The 21,006-nt window shown below is 62.1% G+C and carries 17 protein-coding genes, 1 tRNA gene and 1 pseudogene; 6 read left to right on the top strand and 13 right to left on the bottom strand.

Annotation, left to right across the window (positions count from 1 at the left end; translation table 11 throughout):
• Nucleotides 1-258 precede the first annotated feature (258 nt).
• The 6 genes from pepN to ASB58_RS06100 form a co-directional block, all read right to left on the bottom strand.
• Nucleotides 259-2,910 carry an aminopeptidase N gene (gene pepN, locus ASB58_RS06125; protein ID WP_118129675.1) on the bottom strand — a complete coding sequence of 884 codons (2,652 nt, stop codon included), beginning with the start codon at nucleotides 2,908-2,910 and terminating at the stop codon, nucleotides 259-261.
• A gap of 81 nt (nucleotides 2,911-2,991) precedes the next feature.
• Entirely contained in the window at nucleotides 2,992-3,798 is an 807-nt protein-coding gene (locus ASB58_RS06120) for a DUF2797 domain-containing protein (protein ID WP_118130012.1), read from the bottom strand.
• Nucleotides 3,799-3,830: 32 nt separating this feature from the next.
• On the bottom strand, nucleotides 3,831-4,097 hold the full coding sequence (locus ASB58_RS06115) for a YeaC family protein (RefSeq protein WP_096005079.1): 267 nt from the start codon (nucleotides 4,095-4,097) through the stop codon (nucleotides 3,831-3,833).
• Between the two features lie 29 nt (nucleotides 4,098-4,126).
• The gene (locus ASB58_RS06110) at nucleotides 4,127-4,975 is read right to left on the bottom strand and encodes a rhomboid family intramembrane serine protease (protein ID WP_118129674.1); all 849 of its coding nucleotides are present in this window, start codon (nucleotides 4,973-4,975) and stop codon (nucleotides 4,127-4,129) included.
• A gap of 13 nt (nucleotides 4,976-4,988) precedes the next feature.
• Nucleotides 4,989-5,957 (bottom strand): metallophosphoesterase, encoded by a 969-nt coding sequence (locus tag ASB58_RS06105; RefSeq protein WP_096005077.1) that lies wholly within the window; start codon nucleotides 5,955-5,957, stop codon nucleotides 4,989-4,991.
• A gap of 1 nt (nucleotide 5,958) precedes the next feature.
• Nucleotides 5,959-6,843: an NAD(+) kinase gene (locus tag ASB58_RS06100; protein WP_083724201.1), complete on the bottom strand. Its 885-nt coding sequence runs from the start codon at nucleotides 6,841-6,843 to the stop codon at nucleotides 5,959-5,961.
• Between the two features lie 95 nt (nucleotides 6,844-6,938).
• On the opposite strand from ASB58_RS06100, the gene ASB58_RS06095 reads away from it, so the two are divergent.
• Complete coding sequence (locus ASB58_RS06095) at nucleotides 6,939-7,841, top strand: DUF1853 family protein (RefSeq protein ID WP_118129673.1); 903 nt, start codon at nucleotides 6,939-6,941, stop codon at nucleotides 7,839-7,841.
• A gap of 9 nt (nucleotides 7,842-7,850) precedes the next feature.
• Here ASB58_RS06095 and ASB58_RS06090 read toward each other — a convergent pair whose 3' ends face one another.
• Entirely contained in the window at nucleotides 7,851-8,687 is an 837-nt protein-coding gene (locus tag ASB58_RS06090) for a hypothetical protein (RefSeq protein WP_118129672.1), read from the bottom strand.
• 215 nt (nucleotides 8,688-8,902) lie between these two features.
• A complete protein-coding gene (locus ASB58_RS06085; RefSeq protein ID WP_118129671.1) occupies nucleotides 8,903-10,939 on the bottom strand; it encodes an NADPH-dependent 2,4-dienoyl-CoA reductase in 2,037 nt (678 codons plus the stop codon).
• Nucleotides 10,940-11,100: 161 nt separating this feature from the next.
• On the opposite strand from ASB58_RS06085, the gene ASB58_RS06080 reads away from it, so the two are divergent.
• Nucleotides 11,101-12,138, top strand: a complete 1,038-nt coding sequence (locus tag ASB58_RS06080) for an AraC family transcriptional regulator (RefSeq protein ID WP_118129670.1) — start codon at nucleotides 11,101-11,103, stop codon at nucleotides 12,136-12,138.
• A gap of 306 nt (nucleotides 12,139-12,444) precedes the next feature.
• Here the strand turns inward: ASB58_RS06080 and ASB58_RS06075 are convergent, their stop codons facing one another.
• On the bottom strand, nucleotides 12,445-13,713 hold the full coding sequence (locus tag ASB58_RS06075) for a nitrate regulatory protein (protein WP_096005073.1): 1,269 nt from the start codon (nucleotides 13,711-13,713) through the stop codon (nucleotides 12,445-12,447).
• Between the two features lie 108 nt (nucleotides 13,714-13,821).
• Between ASB58_RS06075 and ASB58_RS06070 the strand changes: the two genes are divergently transcribed.
• Complete coding sequence (locus tag ASB58_RS06070) at nucleotides 13,822-14,169, top strand: DUF5064 family protein (protein ID WP_165771282.1); 348 nt, start codon at nucleotides 13,822-13,824, stop codon at nucleotides 14,167-14,169.
• A gap of 58 nt (nucleotides 14,170-14,227) precedes the next feature.
• Here ASB58_RS06070 and ASB58_RS06065 read toward each other — a convergent pair.
• The 3 genes from ASB58_RS06065 to ASB58_RS06055 form a co-directional block, all read right to left on the bottom strand.
• Nucleotides 14,228-14,304 (bottom strand) — tRNA-Asp (locus tag ASB58_RS06065).
• Between the two features lie 108 nt (nucleotides 14,305-14,412).
• Entirely contained in the window at nucleotides 14,413-17,460 is a 3,048-nt protein-coding gene (locus ASB58_RS06060; RefSeq protein ID WP_118129669.1) for an efflux RND transporter permease subunit, read from the bottom strand.
• A complete protein-coding gene (locus tag ASB58_RS06055) occupies nucleotides 17,457-18,545 on the bottom strand; it encodes an efflux RND transporter periplasmic adaptor subunit (RefSeq protein WP_235827229.1) in 1,089 nt (362 codons plus the stop codon). Before ASB58_RS06055 ends, ASB58_RS06060 begins: the two co-directional genes overlap by 4 nt.
• 101 nt (nucleotides 18,546-18,646) lie before the next feature.
• Here ASB58_RS06055 and ASB58_RS06050 point away from each other — a divergent pair, with 101 nt between their 5' ends.
• The 3 genes and pseudogenes from ASB58_RS06050 to ASB58_RS06040 all read left to right on the top strand — a co-directional run bounded on the left by ASB58_RS06050 (nucleotide 18,647) and on the right by ASB58_RS06040 (nucleotide 20,181).
• Entirely contained in the window at nucleotides 18,647-19,279 is a 633-nt protein-coding gene (locus ASB58_RS06050; RefSeq protein WP_096005070.1) for a TetR/AcrR family transcriptional regulator, read from the top strand.
• An 87-nt stretch (nucleotides 19,280-19,366) separates the two neighbouring features.
• Nucleotides 19,367-19,448, top strand: a pseudogene (locus ASB58_RS20430) (DUF2897 family protein); the annotation flags it as partial.
• Nucleotides 19,449-19,653: 205 nt separating this feature from the next.
• Complete coding sequence (locus ASB58_RS06040) at nucleotides 19,654-20,181, top strand: DUF2058 domain-containing protein (protein WP_096005068.1); 528 nt, start codon at nucleotides 19,654-19,656, stop codon at nucleotides 20,179-20,181.
• A gap of 56 nt (nucleotides 20,182-20,237) precedes the next feature.
• Here ASB58_RS06040 and rloA3 read toward each other — a convergent pair whose 3' ends face one another.
• Nucleotides 20,238-20,849, bottom strand: a complete 612-nt coding sequence (rloA3, locus tag ASB58_RS06035; RefSeq protein WP_202974591.1) for a retropepsin-like aspartic peptidase RloA3 — start codon at nucleotides 20,847-20,849, stop codon at nucleotides 20,238-20,240.
• Nucleotides 20,850-21,006: the final 157 nt, after the last annotated feature.

Raw genomic sequence — 21,006 nt, 5'->3', positions numbered from 1 at the left:
TCTTTGTTTTTATAGGTGTTGCTCCGCTACGGGAAGCATGTTGTCGCCACATGGGACCTGCTGCAGCGCAGGCGCAGCCATGCAGTCATTCCGCCAGCGGACAGGGCATATTAGAGACCTCTCGGGCCGGGTACAAATACCTGTCGGTAATTTTTTATTAAAATTTCACGCTTGCGCGTGCTGAGTAACTCATTTATTGCCGGCGAGTTCAAGAGCCGCGCGCCAGACGGCTGGCGCTCCTGGACTCGCCATTGCCGGTCAGGCCAGCGACTTGCTCACCACCTCATAGACATCGGGCGACAGCTTCTCCGCCAAAATGCGCGACAGCTGCCCGCGCATCAGCGCCTGACGCTCGTCATCAAACTTGCGCCAGCGGCTCAGCGGCGTGACCAGACGCGAGGCGATCTGCGGATTGCTGCGATCCAGGTCGATGATGCGATCTGCCAGGAAGGCATAGCCGCTGCCATCGATGGCGTGGAAGTTGGAGAGATTCTGATTGACGAACGCCCCGATCAGCGCACGCACCTTGTTCGGGTTACGCAGGGTAAACAGCGGGTGCCCCATCAGCTTCTCGACCCGCTCCAACGCACCGGGCTGACTGGCCATGGCCTGAATACTGAACCACTGGTCCATCACCAGCGGATAGGCGGACCAGCGTTCGGCAAAGTCAGCCAGTGCGGCTTCGCGCTGCTGCTCGAAGGGCGAGTTGACCAGCGCGACCAACGCAGCCTGGCGGTCAGTCATGTTGCTGGCCTCGACAAACTGGCGCACGCACCAGCCCAGCACCTGCTGCTCGCCCGTCAGCATCAGGTACCCCAGCAAGCTGTTTTTCAGACTACGGTCAGCCATAGCCGGAGCGCTGGCACTGAACTCCCCTGCCCCGGCCGCTGCCAGGGCCTGATAGCGGGCAGCCATGTCGTCACGCAGCGCCACGGCCAGCGCACGGCGCAGCCACTCGCGGGCAAAGTGGATGGCATCAATGTCGGCCACCTCGGCCAATTCGACCAGATAGGCTTCGGACGGCAGGCGAATAATCTCTGCCACCATGGCGGCGTCCAGCTCGGCATCGGTAATCACACTGCGCATCACATCGACCAGCCGCTGGTCCAGGTTCAACGGGCGTCCGGCACGGTGAATATCAACCAGCCCCTGCAGCACGTCTACCGCCAGCCCCTGCGCCGCCTCCCAGCGATTGAAGCCGTCCGGATCGTGCTTGGCGAGGAACACCCGATCATCGCGGCTGTAGGGATAGCTCAGCTTGACCGGAGCCGAGAAGCCGCGCAGCAGAGACGGCAGCGGGCTGGTCGGCACATTCTCGAATACCAGCGTCTGCTCGGCTTCGGTGATGGATACAACAGCCTCATTGCCAAGCGCCTCGCCATTGAGCTGCAGCGCCATCTCCTTGCCGTCACGGTCCAGCAGCGCCATGCGCACCGGGATGACCTGCGGGAGCTTGTCGGGTTGGCCCGGTGTGGGCGGACAAACCTGAGTGAAATGTAGGCGGAACTCGCGCTTGGTCGCATCGTAGTCAGCTGTGACGCTCAAACGCGGCGTACCGGCCTGGCTGTACCAGCGTTTAAATTGGGTAAAGTCGGCACCGTTGGCGTCTTCCAGCGCCTTGATAAAGTCATCGCAGGTGACCGCCTGACCGTCGTGACGCTCGAAGTACAAGTCGGTGCCCTTGCGGAAGCCCTCTTCACCCAGCAGGGTATGCAGCATGCGCACGACTTCGGCGCCCTTCTCGTAGACGGTCAGGGTGTAGAAGTTGGAGATCTCGATAAAGGAGTCCGGGCGCACCGGATGCGCCATCGGGCCGGCGTCTTCGGCAAACTGGTTGGCACGCAGGAAGGTGACATCCTCGATACGCTTGACCGTACGCGAGTTCATGTCGGCAGAGAATTCCGAGTCGCGGAAGACGGTAAAGCCTTCCTTAAGCGACAGCTGGAACCAGTCGCGACAGGTCACCCGGTTGCCGGACCAGTTATGGAAGTATTCGTGCGCTACTACCGCCTCGACCCGCTGAAAGGCCATGTCGGTCGCCGTATCCTGGTGCGCCAGCACGCAGCTGGAGTTGAAGATATTGAGGCCCTTGTTCTCCATCGCGCCCATGTTGAAGTCATTGACGGCAACGATCATGAAGATATCCAGGTCGTACTCGCGGCCATAGACCTCCTCGTCCCAGCGCATGGAGCGCTTGAGGCTGTCCATGGCGTGGTCGCACTGGGTGCGGTTTTCCGGCTCGACGTAGATGCGCAGGTCAATGGTGCGCCCGCTCATGGTGGTAAAGCTGTCCTGAAGCAGGCACAGATCACCAGCCACCAGGGCAAACAGGTAGGCTGGCTTGGGGAACGGGTCTTCCCAGCTGACCCAGTGGCGACCGCCTTCGTGCTCGCCGGAGGCAATCGGGTTGCCGTTGGACAGCAGCACCGGATAGCGCTCACGCTCGGCGATCACCGTGGTGGTGAAGCGGCTCATCACATCCGGGCGGTCGAGGTAGTAGGTAATCTTGCGGAAGCCTTCGGCCTCGCACTGGGTGCAGAACATGCTGCCAGACTTGTAGAGTCCTTCCAGCGCAGTATTGTTCTGCGGCTCGATGCGGGTGGTCAGGGCCAGCTCGAAGGTTGCCGCTGCTGGCTGCAGGCTAAGGCTGTCTTCATCGACCTGATACTCGCCCTCGCCCAGTTCCTGGTCGTCCAGCACCACCTTGAGCAGCGCCAGCTCCTGGCCGTCCAGTACCAGCGCAGGCAGCGCGCCGGCGCCGTGACGGTCGCTGTTCAGGCGCAAAGCGAGACGGCTGTGCACCAGCGCATGATCCTCGAACAGCTCGAAGGTCAACTGGGTCTCATCGATCCAGTAATCCGGGGCCTGGTAGTCCTTGAGGTATATCGTCTTGGGTTGTTCGGTACGCATATCAGAGCTCCGCTGCGGCCGGCGTCGGCCGGTGAAATCGTGTTCGGCCGCCCCGCTGCAGGGCGGCCCTGCCGTTATGGCTCAACCGGCGCTGAAGGCCAGTTGGTAGGCTGTGTATTTGCGAATGTTGATCACTGCAGTGTCGAGCAGCAGGTACTGCCCCTTGATGCCAAGCAGCGTGCCTTCCAGCACCGGCTCCTTGTCCAGGTTGGCCGATTGCGGCTTGGCCACGTACTGCTCGACCGGATAGCGAATCGCCAGCGCCTCGGCCTGGGGCAGCAACTGAATTGCCTGCAAGCCGAAGCGCGACTGCAGCTCACTGAGGCCCGCCTCCGCGTTATCCAGCAGGCGATCACGCTCGGCGCACAGATCCAGCGGTTCAGGGTCACCCTTGAGCAGTGCGCGCCAGTTGGTCTTGTCTGCCACCTGCTGACGCAGCAGGTCTTCGACCAGGCCGGACTGCTGGCGGGTGGCTACTCGCATGATCGGCAGGGCCTGGCTTGCGCCCTGATCAATCCAGCGGGTCGGAATCTGGGTGGCGCGGGTAATGCCCACCTTCAATCCTGACGAATTGGCCAGATAGACAATGTGATCGGTCATGCAAAACTGCTCACCCCAGGCCGGCTCGCGGCAGGTGCCCTGATCATAGTGGCACTTCTCCGGGCTCATGATGCAGACATCGCACTGCGCCAGCTTGGTAAAGCACGGGTAGCAGTAGCCCTGGCTGAAGCTTTTCTTGGTCTTGCGGCCGCAATGCACGCAGTTGATCACGCCCAGCGCTTCCAGACGCAGTGTCTTGCCGAGCAACGCGTTGAGCGGCACCTGCTCATCACCGATGGGCAAGCTGTAGGTCACCGGCGTCTCGGGCGACTCTAGCTGGCCGCGCATCTTGCTGACGCCGCCCTGAAACTGCAGCTGGCTCAATGCAAGGTCTCCGAGCGGGTCGAAAACAGAATATTGGGAATTTCCTGCTCCTGCGACTTGCAGCCTTGCGGCCCCATGTACCCGGTGCGCTCCTCTTCCGGCAGATTGTCCTGCTCCCAGGCAATCATCGCCTGCAGGCAGAGTTCCTTCTGCTCCTGCGTCAGCTTGCGCCCGTCCGGCCATTTGCCGATCTCCACGGCCAGCTTGAGGCTTTGATAGATTTCCGGGCTGATGTTGCGCAGCATCTCGACGAAGGTTGTCATCGGGTCTCCCGCTGGATGAGTGAAAGTCGCTATTGTACCTGCCGCTGGCGCTGCAACACACCTGCCGCGGCGCCGATCAGACAGCCCGTAACAAGGCCGCTGACATGCGCGGCATTGGCGATGGCGCCAAATCCCAGCAGCGTAATCAGCCCGGTCATGCACAGCACCAGCCAGGCCAGCATCATGATGATGACACCACGTGGCAGGTCAAAGAACACGTTGGGCGCCAGCTTCTGGTATAGCCAGCAATAGCCAAGCAGACCGTACAGCACGCCCGAGAGCCCGCCAAACAGGCTGCTGTTACCACTCCACAGCCACTGCGCGGTATTGGAGACCAGACCGATCAGCAGCGTCAGACCCAGCAGCCACAGCCCGCCGGAGCGCATTTCGATGCGCCGGCCCAACTCCCAGTACCAGAGCGCGTTGAACGCCAGGTGCATGATCCCAAAATGCAGAAAGATCGGCGTGATCAAGCGCCACCACTGGCTCATATCCGGCTGTTCAGCCAGATACCCGCTGGGCTCAAGCGGCGTAAAGGTGAACATCACCACCTGGCGAACATCGCTGCCCATACTGGTCAGCAGCGCGACCACCGCAGTGATTACCAGCACACCGAGCGTAACCGGAATCAACCGGTGGGCCTGACGCCAGAACTGTGCAGCCGGGCTAGGTGGACGTGGATCACCACCCGATTGCGGCAACGCATCCATGCCCTGCTCATACAGACTACGGACAATCTGCGCACTGGCTTCATCCACCACCCAGACCACTTGCTCGCCACGTTCCTCGGCAATACGGTGCACGACCCCGCGCTGGCGCAGAAAGCGTGCCAACGCGGACAGGTCTTCGTTCAACGGACGGGTTAGCGCCTTGAGCATGGCGAGCCTCGCTTCAGTTCATTTGCGGTACTTCGACCCAGACAAAGTGATCGCGTTCCAGACGGGTTTCGCCGCTCCAGCGATAGGCCACCAGCTTGCCGTATTTCACGGCGCTGTAGTCCAAGCAGGCCAGATTCGGTCGAATCGGCCGGGGCGTACCCTGCTGCCAGTAATGGCCGACAAACAGCAAGGGGTCGTGCGGTCGGTACAGCATCAAGTCGCTTTTCTGCTGCTCGGTCAGCGGCTTTTCCGCCACCGGCTCCGGCAAGGCATCGGGCTGAAAGACCACATCGCCGTAGGTTTCTGGCGCCTCCTCCCAGAATTTGGTGCGGAAGAACGCGCGGGTAAAACCGTCTTTCCCTGTCATGGTGATGCCGTGCGGCAAGCGCATGTCGGTGCCACGCAGCAGCCGGTCAAAGGTCTGCGCCGGGAAGCTGCCCCAGTGCGCCGAGCCCATCAGAAACGCGTCGTCTATGCGGCCGTCCGGGTAATCCTGACGCAGCGGCTCGATCAGGCTGCTGTCCCAGCAGGCGTGCACCAACCGAAACGGGCCCATATCCAGAAACAGCGGCAGATCGCCGAACCACTGGACAAACTCCCGCCACTCCTGCGGCCAGGCGTCGAATTGCGCCAAGGTGTCGCCAATCAGACGATGATGCCGCTCGGTATGCTCGCGCAGGTAGCTGCGACCGCTGCCCGGCGGCGCTGGCGTCTCCCAGCAGATGGCGTTGAATTCGTGGTTGCCCATGATGCAGCGCGCCTGCCCCGCTTCAACCATGTCCCGCACCAGGTGCAGCGCCTCGCGAATACGCGGGCCGCGATCAATGATATCGCCGAGAAACAGCGCCTGCCTGCGCGGATGCTGCCAGACGCCGTTCAGGCGGCGGTAGCCCATCTGCTCCAACAGGCGTTCGAGAGTATGCGCACAGCCGTGCACATCGCCGATGATGTCATAGCCCCGGTCGAGCTCGGCGTCGCTCACCTTACTGCTCCGTCAGGCGGCTGGACCAACCGAGCTTGCTGCGGCAAATGGCGTAGAAGTTATGATCAAGCGGATGCAAAAGCCGCAGCTTCTGCGGTTTTTTGCGGATGGTAATGCTGTCGCCGGGTGCGCAGGACATGTGCACCTGACCATCGCAGCTGACCTGCGGATAGATACCGCTCTGCTTGGAAATGATGATCTTCAGTTCGCTGTTGCCGTCCACCACGATCGGGCGGCTGGACAGCGTATGCGGAAACATCGGCACCAGCACCACGGCATCCAGCTTGGGATGCATGATCGGCCCGCCGGCCGACAGTGAGTAGGCGGTCGAGCCGGTTGGGGTGGCCACAATCAGGCCATCCGACTTCTGACTGTAGACAAACTGGCCGTCAACATAGAGTTCAAACTCGATCATCCGCGCCGACTTGCCCGGGTGCAGCAGCACATCGTTCAAGGCTTCACTGGTGCCCAGTTGCTCTTCGCCGCGGCGCACAAAGGCGTCCAGCAGAAAGCGCGTTTCGACCATGTACTTGCCGGCCAGCACCTCGCCTACGCGCGCCTCGAGTTCATCTGGCGGAATATCGGTCAGAAAACCCAGCCCGCCGCGGTTCACGCCCAGTACCGGGATGTTGTAACGGCACAGCGCACGCGCGGCGCCAAGCAGGCTGCCATCGCCGCCGACTACAATCACCAGGTCGCAGATCTCGCCCATCATCTTGCGCGAGCACACCTGCTGCTGGTGGCCCGGCAGCAACTCCGCCACCGCGTCTTCCAGAATCACGGTATGTCCGGTGTCGAGCAAAAATCGCTTGAGCCGCTTGAGGGTATCGACCACACGCCCGCTGCCCAGACGTCCAATGAGACCGATGTTGCGGAACTGATCCATACCACCCCTTTGCGTTCGTCTGTGAGATGCCCGAGACTTGGGGCACGCGCCGATTATTCCGCAGCCAGCTGTGACTGGCAAATACGGGAGCCGCGATGCCACCGCGTTTTCACAACCCGCTTGTCCGCGACCTGGCCTGGGTAGCCGCCAGCCCGGCGCTGCTTGACGGTCAATTACTGCCCATGCGCGATCCGCTGCAGGACTCTGTCTGGCGTCAGGATCCGGATCAGCTCTGGCATCAGCTGAGTCTGCTGGATGCAGCCCCGCACCGCCTGGCCGAGCTGTTCAGCGACTCGCCGGACCGACGTCTCGGCAGCCACTACGAGCGCCTCTGGCACGCCCTGCTGACCCTGGCGCCGGACACGCGCATTCTGGCCCACAATATCGCCTTGCGCCGCGGCGCGCACACGCTGGGTGAAATGGATCTGGTGATACAGGCGGCCGACGGTGCCATCGTGCATTTGGAGCTGGCGGTCAAGTTCTACCTGGGCCGCGCCGACCTGCACGACCCGTTGCAGCATTGCAGTGCCCCCCAGCACTGGTGGGGCATTGATACCCGCGACACCCTGGCCCACAAGCTGTCTCGCCTGATTCAGCACCAGTTGCCACTCAGCCAGCGCCTGCCCGAGCTTGCCACCGCCCATCGGGCGCTGCCGCTGCCCGAGGTCTCGGCCGCCTGGTTGCAGGGTGGGTTGTTCACGCCGCTGGATCAGCCAATGCCGCTGCCAGCCGGCGGTCTTGCACCACCCAGGCCCCTGCACTGGTGCCCGGTACGCGCCCTGAAGACGCTGCCCGCACGCTCGCGCTGGCTGCAGCTCCCGCATAAGGAATGGTTAATGCCACCGGCAGCCGACGCTGCCGAAGCGCTCAGCCCCGCTGACATGCGTGCGCTTTGCCAGCGCCTGGGGCGACATCGAGCGCGCATGTTCTGTGCGGCGGGGGATGACAGCTTGAGCGCCGAACGGCTGCTCTGTGTGGATGACGCCTGGCCAGCCTGAGCAGCAGGGTCAGTCGATGTCGGTCGATGACCGACTTTGCGCCTTGCTCAGTTCGCGCTTGAGGTGGGCGTTGACCTTCTGCTGCTGGGCCAGCTCCTGCTTGATATCCAGCAGTTCCCCTTGCACGATTTCCAGGTGTTCGGCATGGGTACCGCGCAGCTCCACCAGCGCCTGCTCTTTCTCCAGCGTCAGCGCGCGCAAGCGGTTATTCAGCAGCTCGATCTGTTGGCGATACTCGCGCACCTCGCGGTCGTGCTTTTCCTGCTGGGCCTGAGCTTCTTCAGCAACCGCAGCTTCCGCCGCGACGCCGCCGACGATATTGCCACCGCCATACCAGGCATCCTCGGCAGCGATATTCAGACGCTCGGGCGAAATCACACCCAGGGTTTCCTCGTCTTCACCAAGAATGCCCAGAGAGTTACGTGCTACGGCATCCTTGACCAGCGCCAGATCGTTAGTGCCGGCTCGCTGTCCCGGCTTCCACAGCATGGGCCGGTACTGCGGTTGCTTGTTGTAACCCAGGCACACCAGTCGAATGGGGCCGCCGCCCATGTCCGGCCCGCGCTCGGCGCGCTCGGCGATCTGCCGCAGCGGCATGTTCCACAGGCGGTTGACGTAGCCGTCGAGGTCAAAATCCAGGGTAAAAAACACCGCGGCACGCACCTGCAGACGGGCGTTGATCTGCAAAAACACCGCTTCCACGGTTTCGTCAGCAAATTCGGGGGAGGCAACCAGACCATCCAGCAATGCCTCGAACTCGGGGAACAGCATTTCCTTGCTGATCCCACGTTCGGAAAAGAACATGACCGCTTCGGTCAGTAACGGCTTGGCTGCCGTGCTCATCATTCAATCTCCTCGCCCTGCAGCGGCTTGTCCCTACGCGGGACTTGGCTGTCCCTGATCCCTCATCAGTCTCACAGTGTAGGCAAAAGGTTCCATGTCGTGTGTGACCGACTTGGCAAGGGGCCCGCAGGCGCCGTGGAGTTGAAGCTGAAAAAGCCGAATCCGTCGCACTTTTTGGGCCGCCGGCACCCCATTGCAAGGCACCGGCGGCCAGCGCCTCAGATGGCTGCCGCCAGGCGCGAGCCCTGATCGATGGCGCGCTTGGCATCCAGTTCAGCCGCCACATCGGCACCGCCAATCAGGTGCACGTTCTTGCCGGCGGCCACCAGACCGGCCTGCAGTTCACGCAACGGTTCCTGACCGGCGCACAAAATGATGGTATCAACCGCCAGCACCTTCGGCTCGCCATTCTCGCCAATGCTGATGTGCAGCCCTTCGTCATCCACCTTCAGGTAGTTGACCGAGTTGAGCATCTGTACCTGCTTGCTCTTCAGGCCTGCACGGTGAATCCAGCCAGTGGTCTTGCCCAGGCCGTTACCGACCTTGCTGGTCTTGCGCTGCAGTAGATAAACCTCACGCGCCGGCGGATGCGGCTGCGGCTGGACGCCGGCGATACCGCCACGGGCTTCGAGATTCGGGTCGATCCCCCACTCCTTCCAGAACAGGTCAATGTCCTGGCTCGGACTGGTGCCCTGATGGGTGATCATTTCGGACACATCAAAGCCGATACCGCCAGCACCGATGACCGCCACCTTCTGACCTACCGGCTTGCGCTGCTCAATAGCGTCCAGATAGCCAATCACCTTGGGGTTGTCGATACCCGGGATATCCGGTGTGCGCGGCACGATCCCGGTCGCCAGAATCACCTCGTCGAACTCGGTCAGATCACTCACATCGACACGGCGGTTGAGCTCCAGCTTGACCCCGGTCTTCTCGATCCGCTTGGCGAAGTAGCGCAGGGTCTCGTAAAACTCTTCCTTGCCGGGCACCAGCTTGGCGATATTGAACTGACCACCAATCTTGTCGGCAGCATCAAACAGGGTAACGTTGTGGCCGCGCTCGGCAGCAACGGTCGCGGCCGCCAGACCCGCCGGACCAGCCCCCACCACGGCAATGTTCTTCACCTGGGTGGTCGGAATGAAGTTCAGTTCGGTCTCGTAACAGGCACGCGGGTTCACCAGGCAGCTGGTCAACTTGCCACCAAAGGTGTGATCCAGGCAGGCCTGGTTACAACCGATGCAGGTGTTGATCTCATCGGCGCGGCCGGCGGCCGCCTTGTTGACGAACTCGGGATCAGCGAGGAACGGACGCGCCATGGAGATCATGTCCGCGGCGCCGTCGGCCAGCAGCTGGTCAGCCAGCTCCGGCGTGTTGATGCGGTTGGTGGTGACCAGCGGGATGGACACCTCGCCCTTGAGCTTGGCGGTGACCTTGGCAAAGGCACCACGCGGCACCTTGGTGGCGATGGTCGGAATCCGCGCCTCATGCCAGCCGATACCGGTGTTGATGATGGTCGCACCGGCCTTCTCAATCGCCTTGGCGAGCATGACGATTTCATCCCAGGTGCTGCCGCCCTCGACCAGGTCCAGCATCGACAAGCGATAAATGATGATGAACTCCGGGCCAACCGCTTCACGGACCCGGCGCACAATCTCGACTGGCAGGCGCATGCGGTTTTCGTAGCTGCCGCCCCAACGGTCAGTACGCTTGTTCACATGGGCAACCAGAAACTGGTTGATGAAATAACCTTCCGAGCCCATGACTTCAACGCCGTCGTACCCCGCCTCCTTGGCCAGCGTGGCACAACGGGCAAAGTCGGCAATCTGCTTCTCGATACCTTCCTCGTCCAGCTCCTTGGGCGTGAACGGGTTGATCGGCGCCTGCACTGCGCTGGCGGAGACCTGCTTGGGGCTGTAGGCATAACGGCCAGCGTGCAGAATCTGCATGCAGATCTTGCCGCCTTCGGCGTGCACAGCGTCAGTGATCACCTTGTGCTGGGCCGCTTCTTCCGGCGTGGTCATCTTGGCCGCGCCCTGTGCCACACACCCTTCTTCGTTCGGACCGATACCGCCCGTCACGATCAACCCCGCGCCGCCGCGCGCCCGTTCGGCAAAGTAGGCAGCCTGGCGGTTAAAGCCATTAGGGCGCTCTTCCAGCCCGGTGTGCATTGACCCCATCAGGGTCCGGTTGCGCAAGGTAGTAAAGCCCAGATCCAGCGGGGCCAGCAGGTGCGGGTACAGGGTTTGTTCGCTCATCGGTTACTCCGGCGTCATCATCAGGTTCGGCGCTCGGATACATGCCCGGCGCCTGTTTGTGAGCAAAACAATAGGCCCGCTCGCGACGCCACTCAATAACCTGAAGTGACACTTTAATAACGATAAATTACACTGCAGCCGACACAGTAGCGGACCACAGCATGAAACTGGGTGATATCTCTGTTGGCTACCTGCTGGCCCTGCGCGAAGCGATACAGCGCTCCGGGCTGGACCCGAGGCCCTTGCTGGCGCGCTTTCGTATTGACGACGCCCTGCTGGCCCAGCCCCACGCACGCATCAGCATCGCGCGCTTCATGCGCCTGGGGAACGCCGCTATCCGCTACACCCGCAACCCGGCCATCGGCCTGACCATGGGCGGCTGCAGCCAACTCAGCCACCTCGGGCTGACGGGCATGACCGCCCAATGCGCTCCGACGCTGGAAGAAGCCTTCGCCACACTGGTGGAATTCGAACTGCTTGGCAGCCAGAACTACCGTGGTCACTCCAGCTTTGAGCCACCGGCGCTGCGCTTTTACTCGATCAGCCCGTACAACATGTTCAACCTCTTTGTGGTGGACTCGGCGCTATCGGCACGCGCCCATGCCGGACGCATCCTGACAAACGGCCAGGCGCGCCTGCGCGAGGTGCATATCGAGTTTCCCGCTCCGCCCTACGCCGCGCGCTACGAGGAGGTGTTTGGTTGCCCGGTCCACTTTGAGCAACAGCACAACCAGCTGCTGTGGGAGCCTCGCAGCCTGGCGCTGCCACTGACGCAAAGTGCTGCCGGCACCTACGCGCACCTGCGCGAGCTGTGCAGCCAGCAGCTGCGCGAGCTGACACGACACCGAGGTCTGCGCGAGCGCGTGGAAAGTCTGGTTGCGCCGCAGCTCGACGGCCAGCCGCCCACACTACCAGCGGTAGCCGATCACTTGGGGATGACCGCCTGGACGCTGCGCCGACGCCTGCAGCACGAAGCGCATACTACCTACCAGCAGATCCTCGACGAGATGCGCCGCGATCTGGCAATCAGCTATATACGTGACACCGAATTGGCATTGGGCGAGGTGGCTTACCTGCTGGGATTTTCGTCACCCGAGGCGTTACAGAGGGCTTTCAAGCGCTGGACTGGATCACCGCCTGGCAGCTACCGCAAAGAGCTGCTGGAGGCGAACAGAATAGAGAAGGAAATACAGATTTAAAACAGAGGGATAAAGCAGATAGTGGATAAAACGCGCGAAGAGGTTTTACATCTCTTCGGCGTCTTCAACATCATCGTCCCATTGCTGGGATTGCAGTTCAATCAGCTCTTCTACGTAATCGTTCATACGACACTCCTGTCATTTTTTTGGGTTCAAGCCGACGCTAACGCGCCAGCATGACATTCAGATGAATAATGACCGCACTAGTTCCCCGCCGTCTTGACCTGAGTCAGCCTGAGCGCTCCGCCAGGGCGCATTGCGCACCAACACGGAGCGCCACTCGCACCATTACAAAGCAAGCCGGCCTTACAACGGCTTACGCTGATCGCTGTGGTTGAGCAGCGTCCGCGCCACGTCCGCCAGTCGCTGCCCGCGTTCCATCGCTGCATTCTGCAACGTGCGATAGGCTTGTTCTTCGTTCAAACCATGCTGGCTCATCAGCAGCCCCTTGGCACGCTCAACCAGCTTGCGCTCGTTCAGCGTCTCACGGGCCTGCTCCAGCTCATCCTGCAGCTGCTGCAAGCGCTGGGTCTGCTCGTGCAAGGCGTCCAGCAGCGAGCGATTGACCTGGCCGCCCGGCGCCTCACCAGGCAGCGCCTGCAAATCGGTGGCCTGAACGTTGTACAGCCGTGGCGCGCCCTGCCCTGCGTCCCGATCAAGCTGATCAAGCTGGCGCAGCAACCGACGCTGGTTATCCAGGTCCGCCTTGGCCTTACGGGTCTGCTGTGCACACAGCTGCTGCAGACTGTCAGCCAACTGGTCTTCGATCTGCTTCATGGTATCCATGCGGGCGCTGGTCAGGTCGAACCACACATCACCCAGCTCGCCTTGCACCCGCTGGTCTGAGGTGGTGCGCATCGCCATCTGGCGCAGCCGCTCGATCTGCTCAACCAGCTCAGCCGTGCACAACTGGTCCCAGTCAGCGCGCGACGCGTCATCGGCAGCCTCGATAAAGCTCTCAAAGCAGCGCTGCTGGCCATCCTGGAGAAAGCGCAAGCGGTCCTGCAGCGCGGCATCAAAGTAGCCCGCCATGAAACCCGCCACCCCGGTCGCCCGTTCCTGCCCCGCCAGCTCCTTACCCTGCATAAAGTTGAACAGCGCCACCAGCGCCCGGGTAACGCGTGGGTCGACCGCCGTATCCGCAGCCTCAAATACCACCGCCAGCAGTGCTGCAACCAGCCGCGAAAAGTGCCGCGTCGCCTCGGCAGCCGACACCGAGGCCTCCCGTACCCGCTGGCGCAACGCAGGCAACCCATCAAGGACATGCAGCGCATAGGCAATGCGCGTGTAAAGCTGCGCCTTGTCAGCACTGCTGCCGCGCTCCAGGTCCATCTCGCCCAGCGCCGTACGCACCACCCGCTCCTGCTCCTGCGCCTGCTGGCTCAGCGCATCCAGCATCTGCGCATGGCTCGCCGCCTGCCCTCCGAGACAAAAGTTGGAATACCCGCGCTCTCGCTGCAATGCATGCACCAACCGACTTACCTGCACCACCAGCGCACACGTCAGTGACAACGCCTGCAGCCCCTGCATTTCGCTGCGCCGTGCCGCTAACATAAAATCCAACGCTGATGTCATATCTCGCCTCCTGCCAATGCTGACAGACATTCAGCAAGAGGCATGCCAGAGCGCGACTTTCACCCGCGCGGCATCCGAACTAATCTCTGTAGACAAGGAGGAACTCTCATGTTTGAACCCGGCCATCTGCATATCAGTCGTCTTCAGTTACTGCCAGAGGACACAGGCTACAGTCTGGACATTCACTACAGCATCGACAGCCAGCGCAGTGCGGTCGAATTCGTCGTTGAGGGTGAGATCAATCAGCAGGTGGTGCGCGAGACCTTCAGCCTGCCGCGCGATACCGCGTTCAACTTTGCCAGCAACATTGATCACATACTGCGGCGTCACGGCGTGCTGACCAGGGAGTTCATGTCGTTGTCAGCGCACCACGAGTACGACGCGATGTTTGAGGATATTCGTGAACGGCTCAATGCCTGGAACGGCGAGGCGATCGACCCGGCGCATCTTGGTTGAAACACAGCTGACAAAAGCAAAAAAGCCCTGATTCTTGCGAATCAGGGCTTTTGCAAAATGGCGCAGCGGACGGGACTCGAACCCGCGACCCCCGGCGTGACAGGCCGGTATTCTAACCAACTGAACTACCGCTGCGCATAGATCAGAGAACACCCTGTCGAAGGGGTTGGGCTGGCGCCCTGTCCGTCTGAACTGGCGCGCATTTTATCGATTCCGCCAACGGAGTCAAGCACTTGCGTTCGATTATTTAAAAATATCTGCAGGCGCCTGTGTCACCTCCCCTGTGGCCTGCTGCCTCGGTCGTAGCGCCAGACGACAGACCGCCGGCACCACCAGCAACGTCAGCACAGTTGAAGCCAGCAAACCGGAGATGATTGCCCAGGCCATCGGCGGCCAGAGAGTTGAACTGGACAGCGCCAGGGGCAGCAATCCGGCAATAGTGGTCGCCGTGGTCAGGAGAATCGGCCGGGTACGCCGCAACACCGCCTCAGAGACCGCTGCATCAATATCCAGTCCGCTGGCCAGACGCTGATCCACCACGTCAATCAGCACAATGGCGTTGTTGACCACAATACCCACCAGGGCAATCACCCCAAGCAAGGATTGAAAGCCGAATGGGGCCCCCGACAGTACCATCCCCGGCAGTACGCCTGCGCTGGCCAGTGGCACCGTCAGCAGGACAATCCCCAGCCGACTGAAGGAGTTGAACTGCAGCAGCAGAAAGAACAGCAATAACAGGATGCCGATGGGCGCCGTAGTAAACAGCGCTCGGTTGGCGTCGCCGGAGCCTTCACTGTCACCGCCAACCTCCAGACGCGTACCCGGCGGCAGCGGCGTCTGCGCCAGCCGGGCCTGCAGTTCACGCAGCACCTGGCTGAAGCTGTAACCCTCCTCCAGTCCTGCGCTGACGGTAAGCACGCGCACCCCATCTCGCTGGGTGATACTGGCGGGCTGCCAGTCCGGCACAATACGCGCGACAGCGCTCAGCGGAATCGCCTGTCCAGACGCATTGAACACGCTGGCCGAGAGCAGCCGATTCAGCGACTGGCGGCTGCCCTCGTGGGTGCGCAGCAGCATCGGGATCGGGTCCAGCTCCTGGCGATACTGTTCAACGGTACTACCCAGGCTCTGACGGTAGAGTGCCTGGGCGACATCCGCCCGGGTCAGGCCAAAGCGCTGCGCCTGCGCATCGTTTACCTCTACCCGGACCGTGGGTACGCCCAGGTCAATGTCATGCCGCACGTCTACCGCTCCAGGGACCTGTTTGAGCAAAGCAAACAGCTGCTCGGCACTGGCAATGCGCTGGCGATCGTCCAGGTGATACAGACGCAACTCGATCGGCGCCTCGCGCGGCGGCCCCTGCCCCAGCGTACTGGCCACCACGTCCAGTTCCGGCCACTGCGCTGCCACATGCTCGCGTACCCAGTGAATCAGCGGGCCGGTGCTGGCCAGCGTATCGGTGTTGACGACCAGCCGGGCACGATTGGGGGCCTGCGGGGAGCGATTCAGGTTGTAGTAGAAACTCGGGCCGGTAGCACCAACAAAGCGGTGTACCTGCTGCACACCCGAGTATGCGCTCAGCTCACCCTCCAACGCCGCCGCCACCTCAGTGGTGCGCAGCTGATCAGTGCCTTCGGGCATGAACAGGTCGATCACCACCTGCGCCCGGTCCGCGTTGGGGAAGAACTGCAGCTTGACCAGGGGCGCCAATGCCAGGCTCAGCGCCACCACTCCCATGCCCAGCAGCAACATGCGCTTGGGCGCCGCCTCGCTGAGGCGCGCCAGCGAGGCGGCAAAGCCCTCCAGACGGGGCGCTGTGCGCTCAGGTGCCGGGCGCAAAAAACGCCCGGCCAGCAGCGGCGCAACACTGATCGCCAGCAGGTAACTGACACTCAGAGTAAGCATGATCATGATGGGAATGCCGCGAGTGAAGTCGGCGGTGCCGCCCTTGGACAGCAGCATTGGCGTGAAGGCCGCCAGCGTCGTCGCGGTCGAAGCGCCCAACGGCGCCGCCAGCTCGCGTATTGCTCCCAACACGGCCTGCTGGCGCCCCGCACCACTGTTGAGCCGATCCTGGATGTTCTCCACCATGACAATCGCGTTATCGATCAGAATGCCCAGGGAAATGACCATACCGATCACCGCAATCTGGTGCAGGATGCCGCCGCCCAGGTCGTAGAGCCCCAGACTGATCAGCGCCACCAGCGGCAACATGAGCGCAACCAGCACACCCATGCGCCAGCCCATACCCACCAATACAACGGCAATGATGATCAACACACTGCTGATCAGGTTTGCCTCCAGCCCATCCAGACGCTCTTTGACCTGGTCGGGCTGAAAGAAAATTTCGTCAATCTGCAACGGAGCAAAGTCCGGCGCCAATGTAGCGAGCCGCGCCCGCAGTTGCTCGCCAAAGCGAATGGCATCCACCTGACCTCGCTCCAGTACCAGCCCGACCAGCACGCTCGGGTCGCCGTCGTACCAGGCGCGCTCGCCCATCGGCTCAACCGGTCCGCGCCAGATATCCGCGATCGACGCCAGCGGCACGCTACCGCCTTGAGGCAGCGGAATCTGGGTGGTACGCAGGGCATCCAGACTAGTGAATTCGCTGTTGGGCAGCACGCCAAGGCGCTGACTGCCCACCACCACAAACCCACCGGGAATGACCTGGTTGCGCTGCGCCAGCAGCCCGGCCAGCTGCTGGGGAGCCAAGCCCAGGCGGCTCATCTGGGCATCGCGTAGCGCGATGGTAATCTGCTCGTCCGTATCGCCATAAAGCTCGACGCGCGAGAGTCCCGGCAAGTCCATCAGCTGACGCTTCAGGCGCTCGGCCTCGTCGCTCAGGCGAACCAGGGAGGGGTCGCCCCGCACCGCCAGCACCACCGCTGGAATATCGATCAGACGATCATCCAGCTCCATACTCTGCACGCCGTCAGGAAACGACAGCTCGGCGCGCGTCATCGCCTGCCTGACTCGGTCCCAGGCGGCATCGGTATCGTAGATGGAGTCGTGCAAGCGAACCGGCACCAGCGCCACGCCGGTGCGGGCGGTGGCACTGATGAAGTCGACCTCCTCGACCTGCGACAGCTCATCAGACAGGGGCTCCAAAATCAGGCGTTCGACCGACTCTGCCACCGCGCCCGGATAGATGACGGTGATCATGCCCGCGCGATAGGGAAAGCTCGGGTCCTCCTGACGCGCCATGGTCAGGTAGGCGGCAACGCCCAGTAAGGACAACATGACCACGACCAGCCCGAGCAGACGTGGGCGCAGCAACTGCGCGACGTTCATGGCAGCAGCTCCACAGCATCGCCATCCGCCAATCGGCTGAGGCCCGCGTATACCACTTGGTCTCCCACCGCCAACGCGTCACCTGAGAGCAGCGCCTGCTCGCCGGCAAAGCCGGCAACAGTCACCGCGACCCGCTCGGCCCGTGTATCCACCACCCGAAAGACCGACAACCCCTGAGCCGAGCGCATCACGGCCGCAAGCGGCACACTCAAGCGTTGCGCGCCCGCTGGCTGCAACCCGACTTCGACCGCATCCCCAGCGCGCCCCCCGGGCAAGCTGACGACCAACGGATAGAGGCTCGATCCAAAGCCTGAGCCACGCCCCACCTCAGCGACGCGACCTTGCCACTGCTGACCATCCAGGCTGGACCAGACCGGCAGCGTCGCGCCCACTTCCAAGCCCTGCAACAGACTCGCCGGCACCAGCACTTCCACTTCGAGGCCGCTACCGGCGGCTAACTGCAGTACCGGCTGACCTGCGGCGACAAACTCCCCCGGCTCGACCAGCAGCGCATCGATGCTGCCGTCAAAGGGGGCGCGCAAGCGTGTTTCACTGTTCATCTGCTCACGTTGCTGCAGCGCTGCCCGGGCATTGCGTACGCCGGCCTCCAGCGCCTGCAGCCGCGCGCGCTGCTGCTCCTGATCCGCCTGCGACAGCACCCCGCGCTCAAACAGTTGCTCGGTGCGCTGCACATCCCGCCGCGCCTGCGCGCTCTGTGCCTGCAACTCTGCCAGGCGCGCGCGGGCGGCATCCCGGGCGGGCTCCAGCTGCGGGTTATAGAGCGTCGCAAGCACTTGGCCAGCGACGACCTGCTGACCAATTTCCAGCGGCCGCGTGGCCAGCGTACCGCCGACCTGAAAGGTCAGGCTGGCACGCTGACGCGCACGGGCGACCCCGGCAAAATGCAGCGCCTGTGCTCGCACATCGCTGGTCACCGCGGCAACCCGCACCGGCACCGCCTGCATCGCGGCGCCGCTCTCAGACGCGCTGGAACGACACCCCACCAGCCCCAACACCGCAACCGCCAGCGCCCCTGCCCTGCACCACGCCGGTAAACCTTGCCAAATCGCTGCGCTGACCATCATCCTGCTCCTGAAGTGAATCGCCTTATTAACACTTTGTCAGACATTGACACTTTGTCAATAAATGGCAGAATGTTTTTCATGCGCCATTAACGGGAGACCCGATGAGTTCCGCAGAACGCCGAGAGAAAGAAAAGCAGGAGCGCCGCGAGAGCATCCTGAACAGTGCCGAGCAAAGCTTCTTCGGCAAGGGCTATGACCGCACGTCCATGGACGACATTGCCAAGGGTGCTCAGCTGAGCCGCGCCTTGCTGTACGTCTATTTCAAAGACAAGGCAGCCATCATGCGCGGTGTCATGCTGCGCGCCGGGTACGCGCTGCTGAATGAATTTCGCGCCGCCAGAGAGGCCGGCGGCAGCGGCCTGCAGCAACTGGAACGGATGGGGCAGAGCTACTACCGCTTCAGTCTGGAGCAGCCCGATTACTTCGACGTACTGACCAACGCCAGCACCTTTGCGCACTTGATGGAATCGGATGAGCTGACAGAGGACATGGATATCTGCAGCGCCCTGACCATGGGTTGCATGGTCGACTCATTGGCAGCCGGTGTGGCCGACGGCAGCCTCAGCCGCGAGCGCATCACCGACCCCATGGTCACGGCCTACTACCTGCGCGGCGCGCTGCACGGCATCATTCTGCAAACACGTGAGCAAGGCGTCTGCGTCGCCGGTCAGCCCGATCCAGCGGCATTATTCGAGTACACCATCATGATGTTCAACCAATCACTGCGTGCCTGAGCACGAGCCACCAGCCATCTGTGCGCGCTTGCCATCGCTGCGGGGGGCACGCATGATGAGGTCTCATGCTCAACAAGGAGTGACACCATGCCCTGGTACGGCTGGCTGTTCATGGCCCTGGCGCTCGGCAGCATCGTTGGCAGCCTGTTACTGCTGCGCGACAACGCCGGCAGCAACCGGGTCAGCCCGGAGACCATTGCCAAGGTCAAAGCCCGCGAGGCACAGCTGAAACGCGAAGAGTCCGAGAACGACGCACGTTAGACAGCGCTGAGAGCCTCGGCCTGCTAGACTAGGCGCCTTTGAACGCCAGCCCGCTGGCATGCTGTCAACCTGGCGCGTTACCGCGCGCCTCATCAAGATGATTGTGGCAACTCATGGTCAACTCACTGCAAGCCCAACTGCTCAAGGCCGGACTGGTCGACGAGAAGAAACTCAAGCAGGCGCAGCGCGCCAAGAAAAAGCAGGCCAAGGCTCAGCCGGCCGGCGAGAACGCGCCCAATACCGCACAACAGGCCCGCGAGCAGAAAGCCGCCCGCGACCGTGAGCTGAATCAGCAGCGCGAGGCCGAATCGGCACGCAAGGCCGCCGAAGCTCAGGCCAAACAGATGATCGAACAGGCGGTGGTCGAACGGACCGGTGGTGAAACGCCGTACCAGTTCGTCGCCAAGAACAAGATCAAGAAGATCCACGTGACCGAAGAGCAGTTCGGCCTGCTCAGCCGTGGCCGTCTGGCCATCACCCGTCTGTCGGGCGGCTTTGTGCTGATTCCGGTAGAGGTGGCGGAGAAGGTCCGCGAACGCGCGCCGCACTGGCCGGTACATGTGGCCGAGGTCAGCAAGCAGGCAGTGGATGAGGATGATCCCTACGCCGCCTATCAGATTCCCGATGACCTGATGTGGTAAGCGAGCGAAGTCAGATGAAAAGAGGGGCTGCCTGACTGGGTAGCCCCTCTTTGCTATCAGGCTTGGGAGTCCGTCTCGCCGCTCGGGTCTGTCTCGTTGTCAGCACCCTCTTGCTCGCGCTGCTGCTGACGGCGACGCTCTTCATCCATCTGCTCCTGCGAGCAGTTGGGCTTGTGCATGAAGGTCTCGGAGACATCGATCAGCCCGATATGCGCGATGGTGCGTCGGCCAATCAGTACCGGGTAATTCATCTCACCGCGGTCACGCAGAGAAAATTGCTCCTCGTACACCTGGTCGCCGAGGCAGATGGACATTTTCACCACCGGACGACGCTCGGAGCCACCTGCCCCACGCACCAGAATGCGACGAAATACCGGGCGCTCAAAGTGCAGGGTCACCTGTTCCCCGGTATCCACGTCCTCAACAGGCACGTCGTAACGCACCCAGTCATTGCCGCGGTGGCTGTACTCTTCCATGTTGACTGCATGCATGGAGGACGTCAGCGCGCCGGAGTCGACCTTGATCTTCACCGCCGTGTACTCCGGCAGAATCAAACCCTTTTCAATCCAGCCAACCACCCGCGGTTCATCGGCCTGCGCCATTGAGCCTGCCGTAAGCGTGCACAGCAGACCTGCGCACAGACCAACCACCTTGAACATTGACCGCATGAGAAACCCTTATCAACAAAATCAGCGAATAGGCCATCGCCTGATGGCCCGGCGCGTTTATACCAGCGCTGCTGGCAATACGCGCTGTGTTTTATAAGAAAAGATCACAGAAATGCATTGTGGGTTGCAACCCCTGCCCGCTTGGAGTCAAATCGCC

This window comes from Pseudomonas abyssi (assembly GCF_003444685.1).
In the GTDB taxonomy this organism is placed as follows: Bacteria; Pseudomonadota; Gammaproteobacteria; order Pseudomonadales; family Pseudomonadaceae; genus Halopseudomonas; species Halopseudomonas abyssi.
This window is presented reverse-complemented; position numbering and strand designations above follow the sequence as displayed.

Bases quoted from the DNA above. Each gene is read 5' to 3' on its own strand.
- pepN (WP_118129675.1), bottom strand. From the start codon at position 2,910: ATGCGTACCGAACAACCCAAGACGATATACCTCAAGGACTACCAGGCC.
- ASB58_RS06070 (WP_165771282.1), top strand. From the start codon at position 13,822: ATGTTTGAACCCGGCCATCTGCATATCAGTCGTCTTCAGTTACTGCCA.
- ASB58_RS06120 (WP_118130012.1), bottom strand. From the start codon at position 3,798: ATGCGCGGCCAGCTAGAGTCGCCCGAGACGCCGGTGACCTACAGCTTG.
- ASB58_RS06055 (WP_235827229.1), bottom strand. From the start codon at position 18,545: ATGATGGTCAGCGCAGCGATTTGGCAAGGTTTACCGGCGTGGTGCAGG.
- ASB58_RS06090 (WP_118129672.1), bottom strand. From the start codon at position 8,687: ATGATGAGCACGGCAGCCAAGCCGTTACTGACCGAAGCGGTCATGTTC.
- ASB58_RS06080 (WP_118129670.1), top strand. From the start codon at position 11,101: ATGAAACTGGGTGATATCTCTGTTGGCTACCTGCTGGCCCTGCGCGAA.
- ASB58_RS06040 (WP_096005068.1), top strand. From the start codon at position 19,654: ATGGTCAACTCACTGCAAGCCCAACTGCTCAAGGCCGGACTGGTCGAC.
- ASB58_RS06060 (WP_118129669.1), bottom strand. From the start codon at position 17,460: ATGAACGTCGCGCAGTTGCTGCGCCCACGTCTGCTCGGGCTGGTCGTG.
- ASB58_RS06110 (WP_118129674.1), bottom strand. From the start codon at position 4,975: ATGCTCAAGGCGCTAACCCGTCCGTTGAACGAAGACCTGTCCGCGTTG.
- ASB58_RS06050 (WP_096005070.1), top strand. From the start codon at position 18,647: ATGAGTTCCGCAGAACGCCGAGAGAAAGAAAAGCAGGAGCGCCGCGAG.
- ASB58_RS06100 (WP_083724201.1), bottom strand. From the start codon at position 6,843: ATGGATCAGTTCCGCAACATCGGTCTCATTGGACGTCTGGGCAGCGGG.
- rloA3 (WP_202974591.1), bottom strand. From the start codon at position 20,849: ATGCGGTCAATGTTCAAGGTGGTTGGTCTGTGCGCAGGTCTGCTGTGC.
- ASB58_RS06095 (WP_118129673.1), top strand. From the start codon at position 6,939: ATGCCACCGCGTTTTCACAACCCGCTTGTCCGCGACCTGGCCTGGGTA.
- ASB58_RS06075 (WP_096005073.1), bottom strand. From the start codon at position 13,713: ATGACATCAGCGTTGGATTTTATGTTAGCGGCACGGCGCAGCGAAATG.
- ASB58_RS06085 (WP_118129671.1), bottom strand. From the start codon at position 10,939: ATGAGCGAACAAACCCTGTACCCGCACCTGCTGGCCCCGCTGGATCTG.
- ASB58_RS06115 (WP_096005079.1), bottom strand. From the start codon at position 4,097: ATGACAACCTTCGTCGAGATGCTGCGCAACATCAGCCCGGAAATCTAT.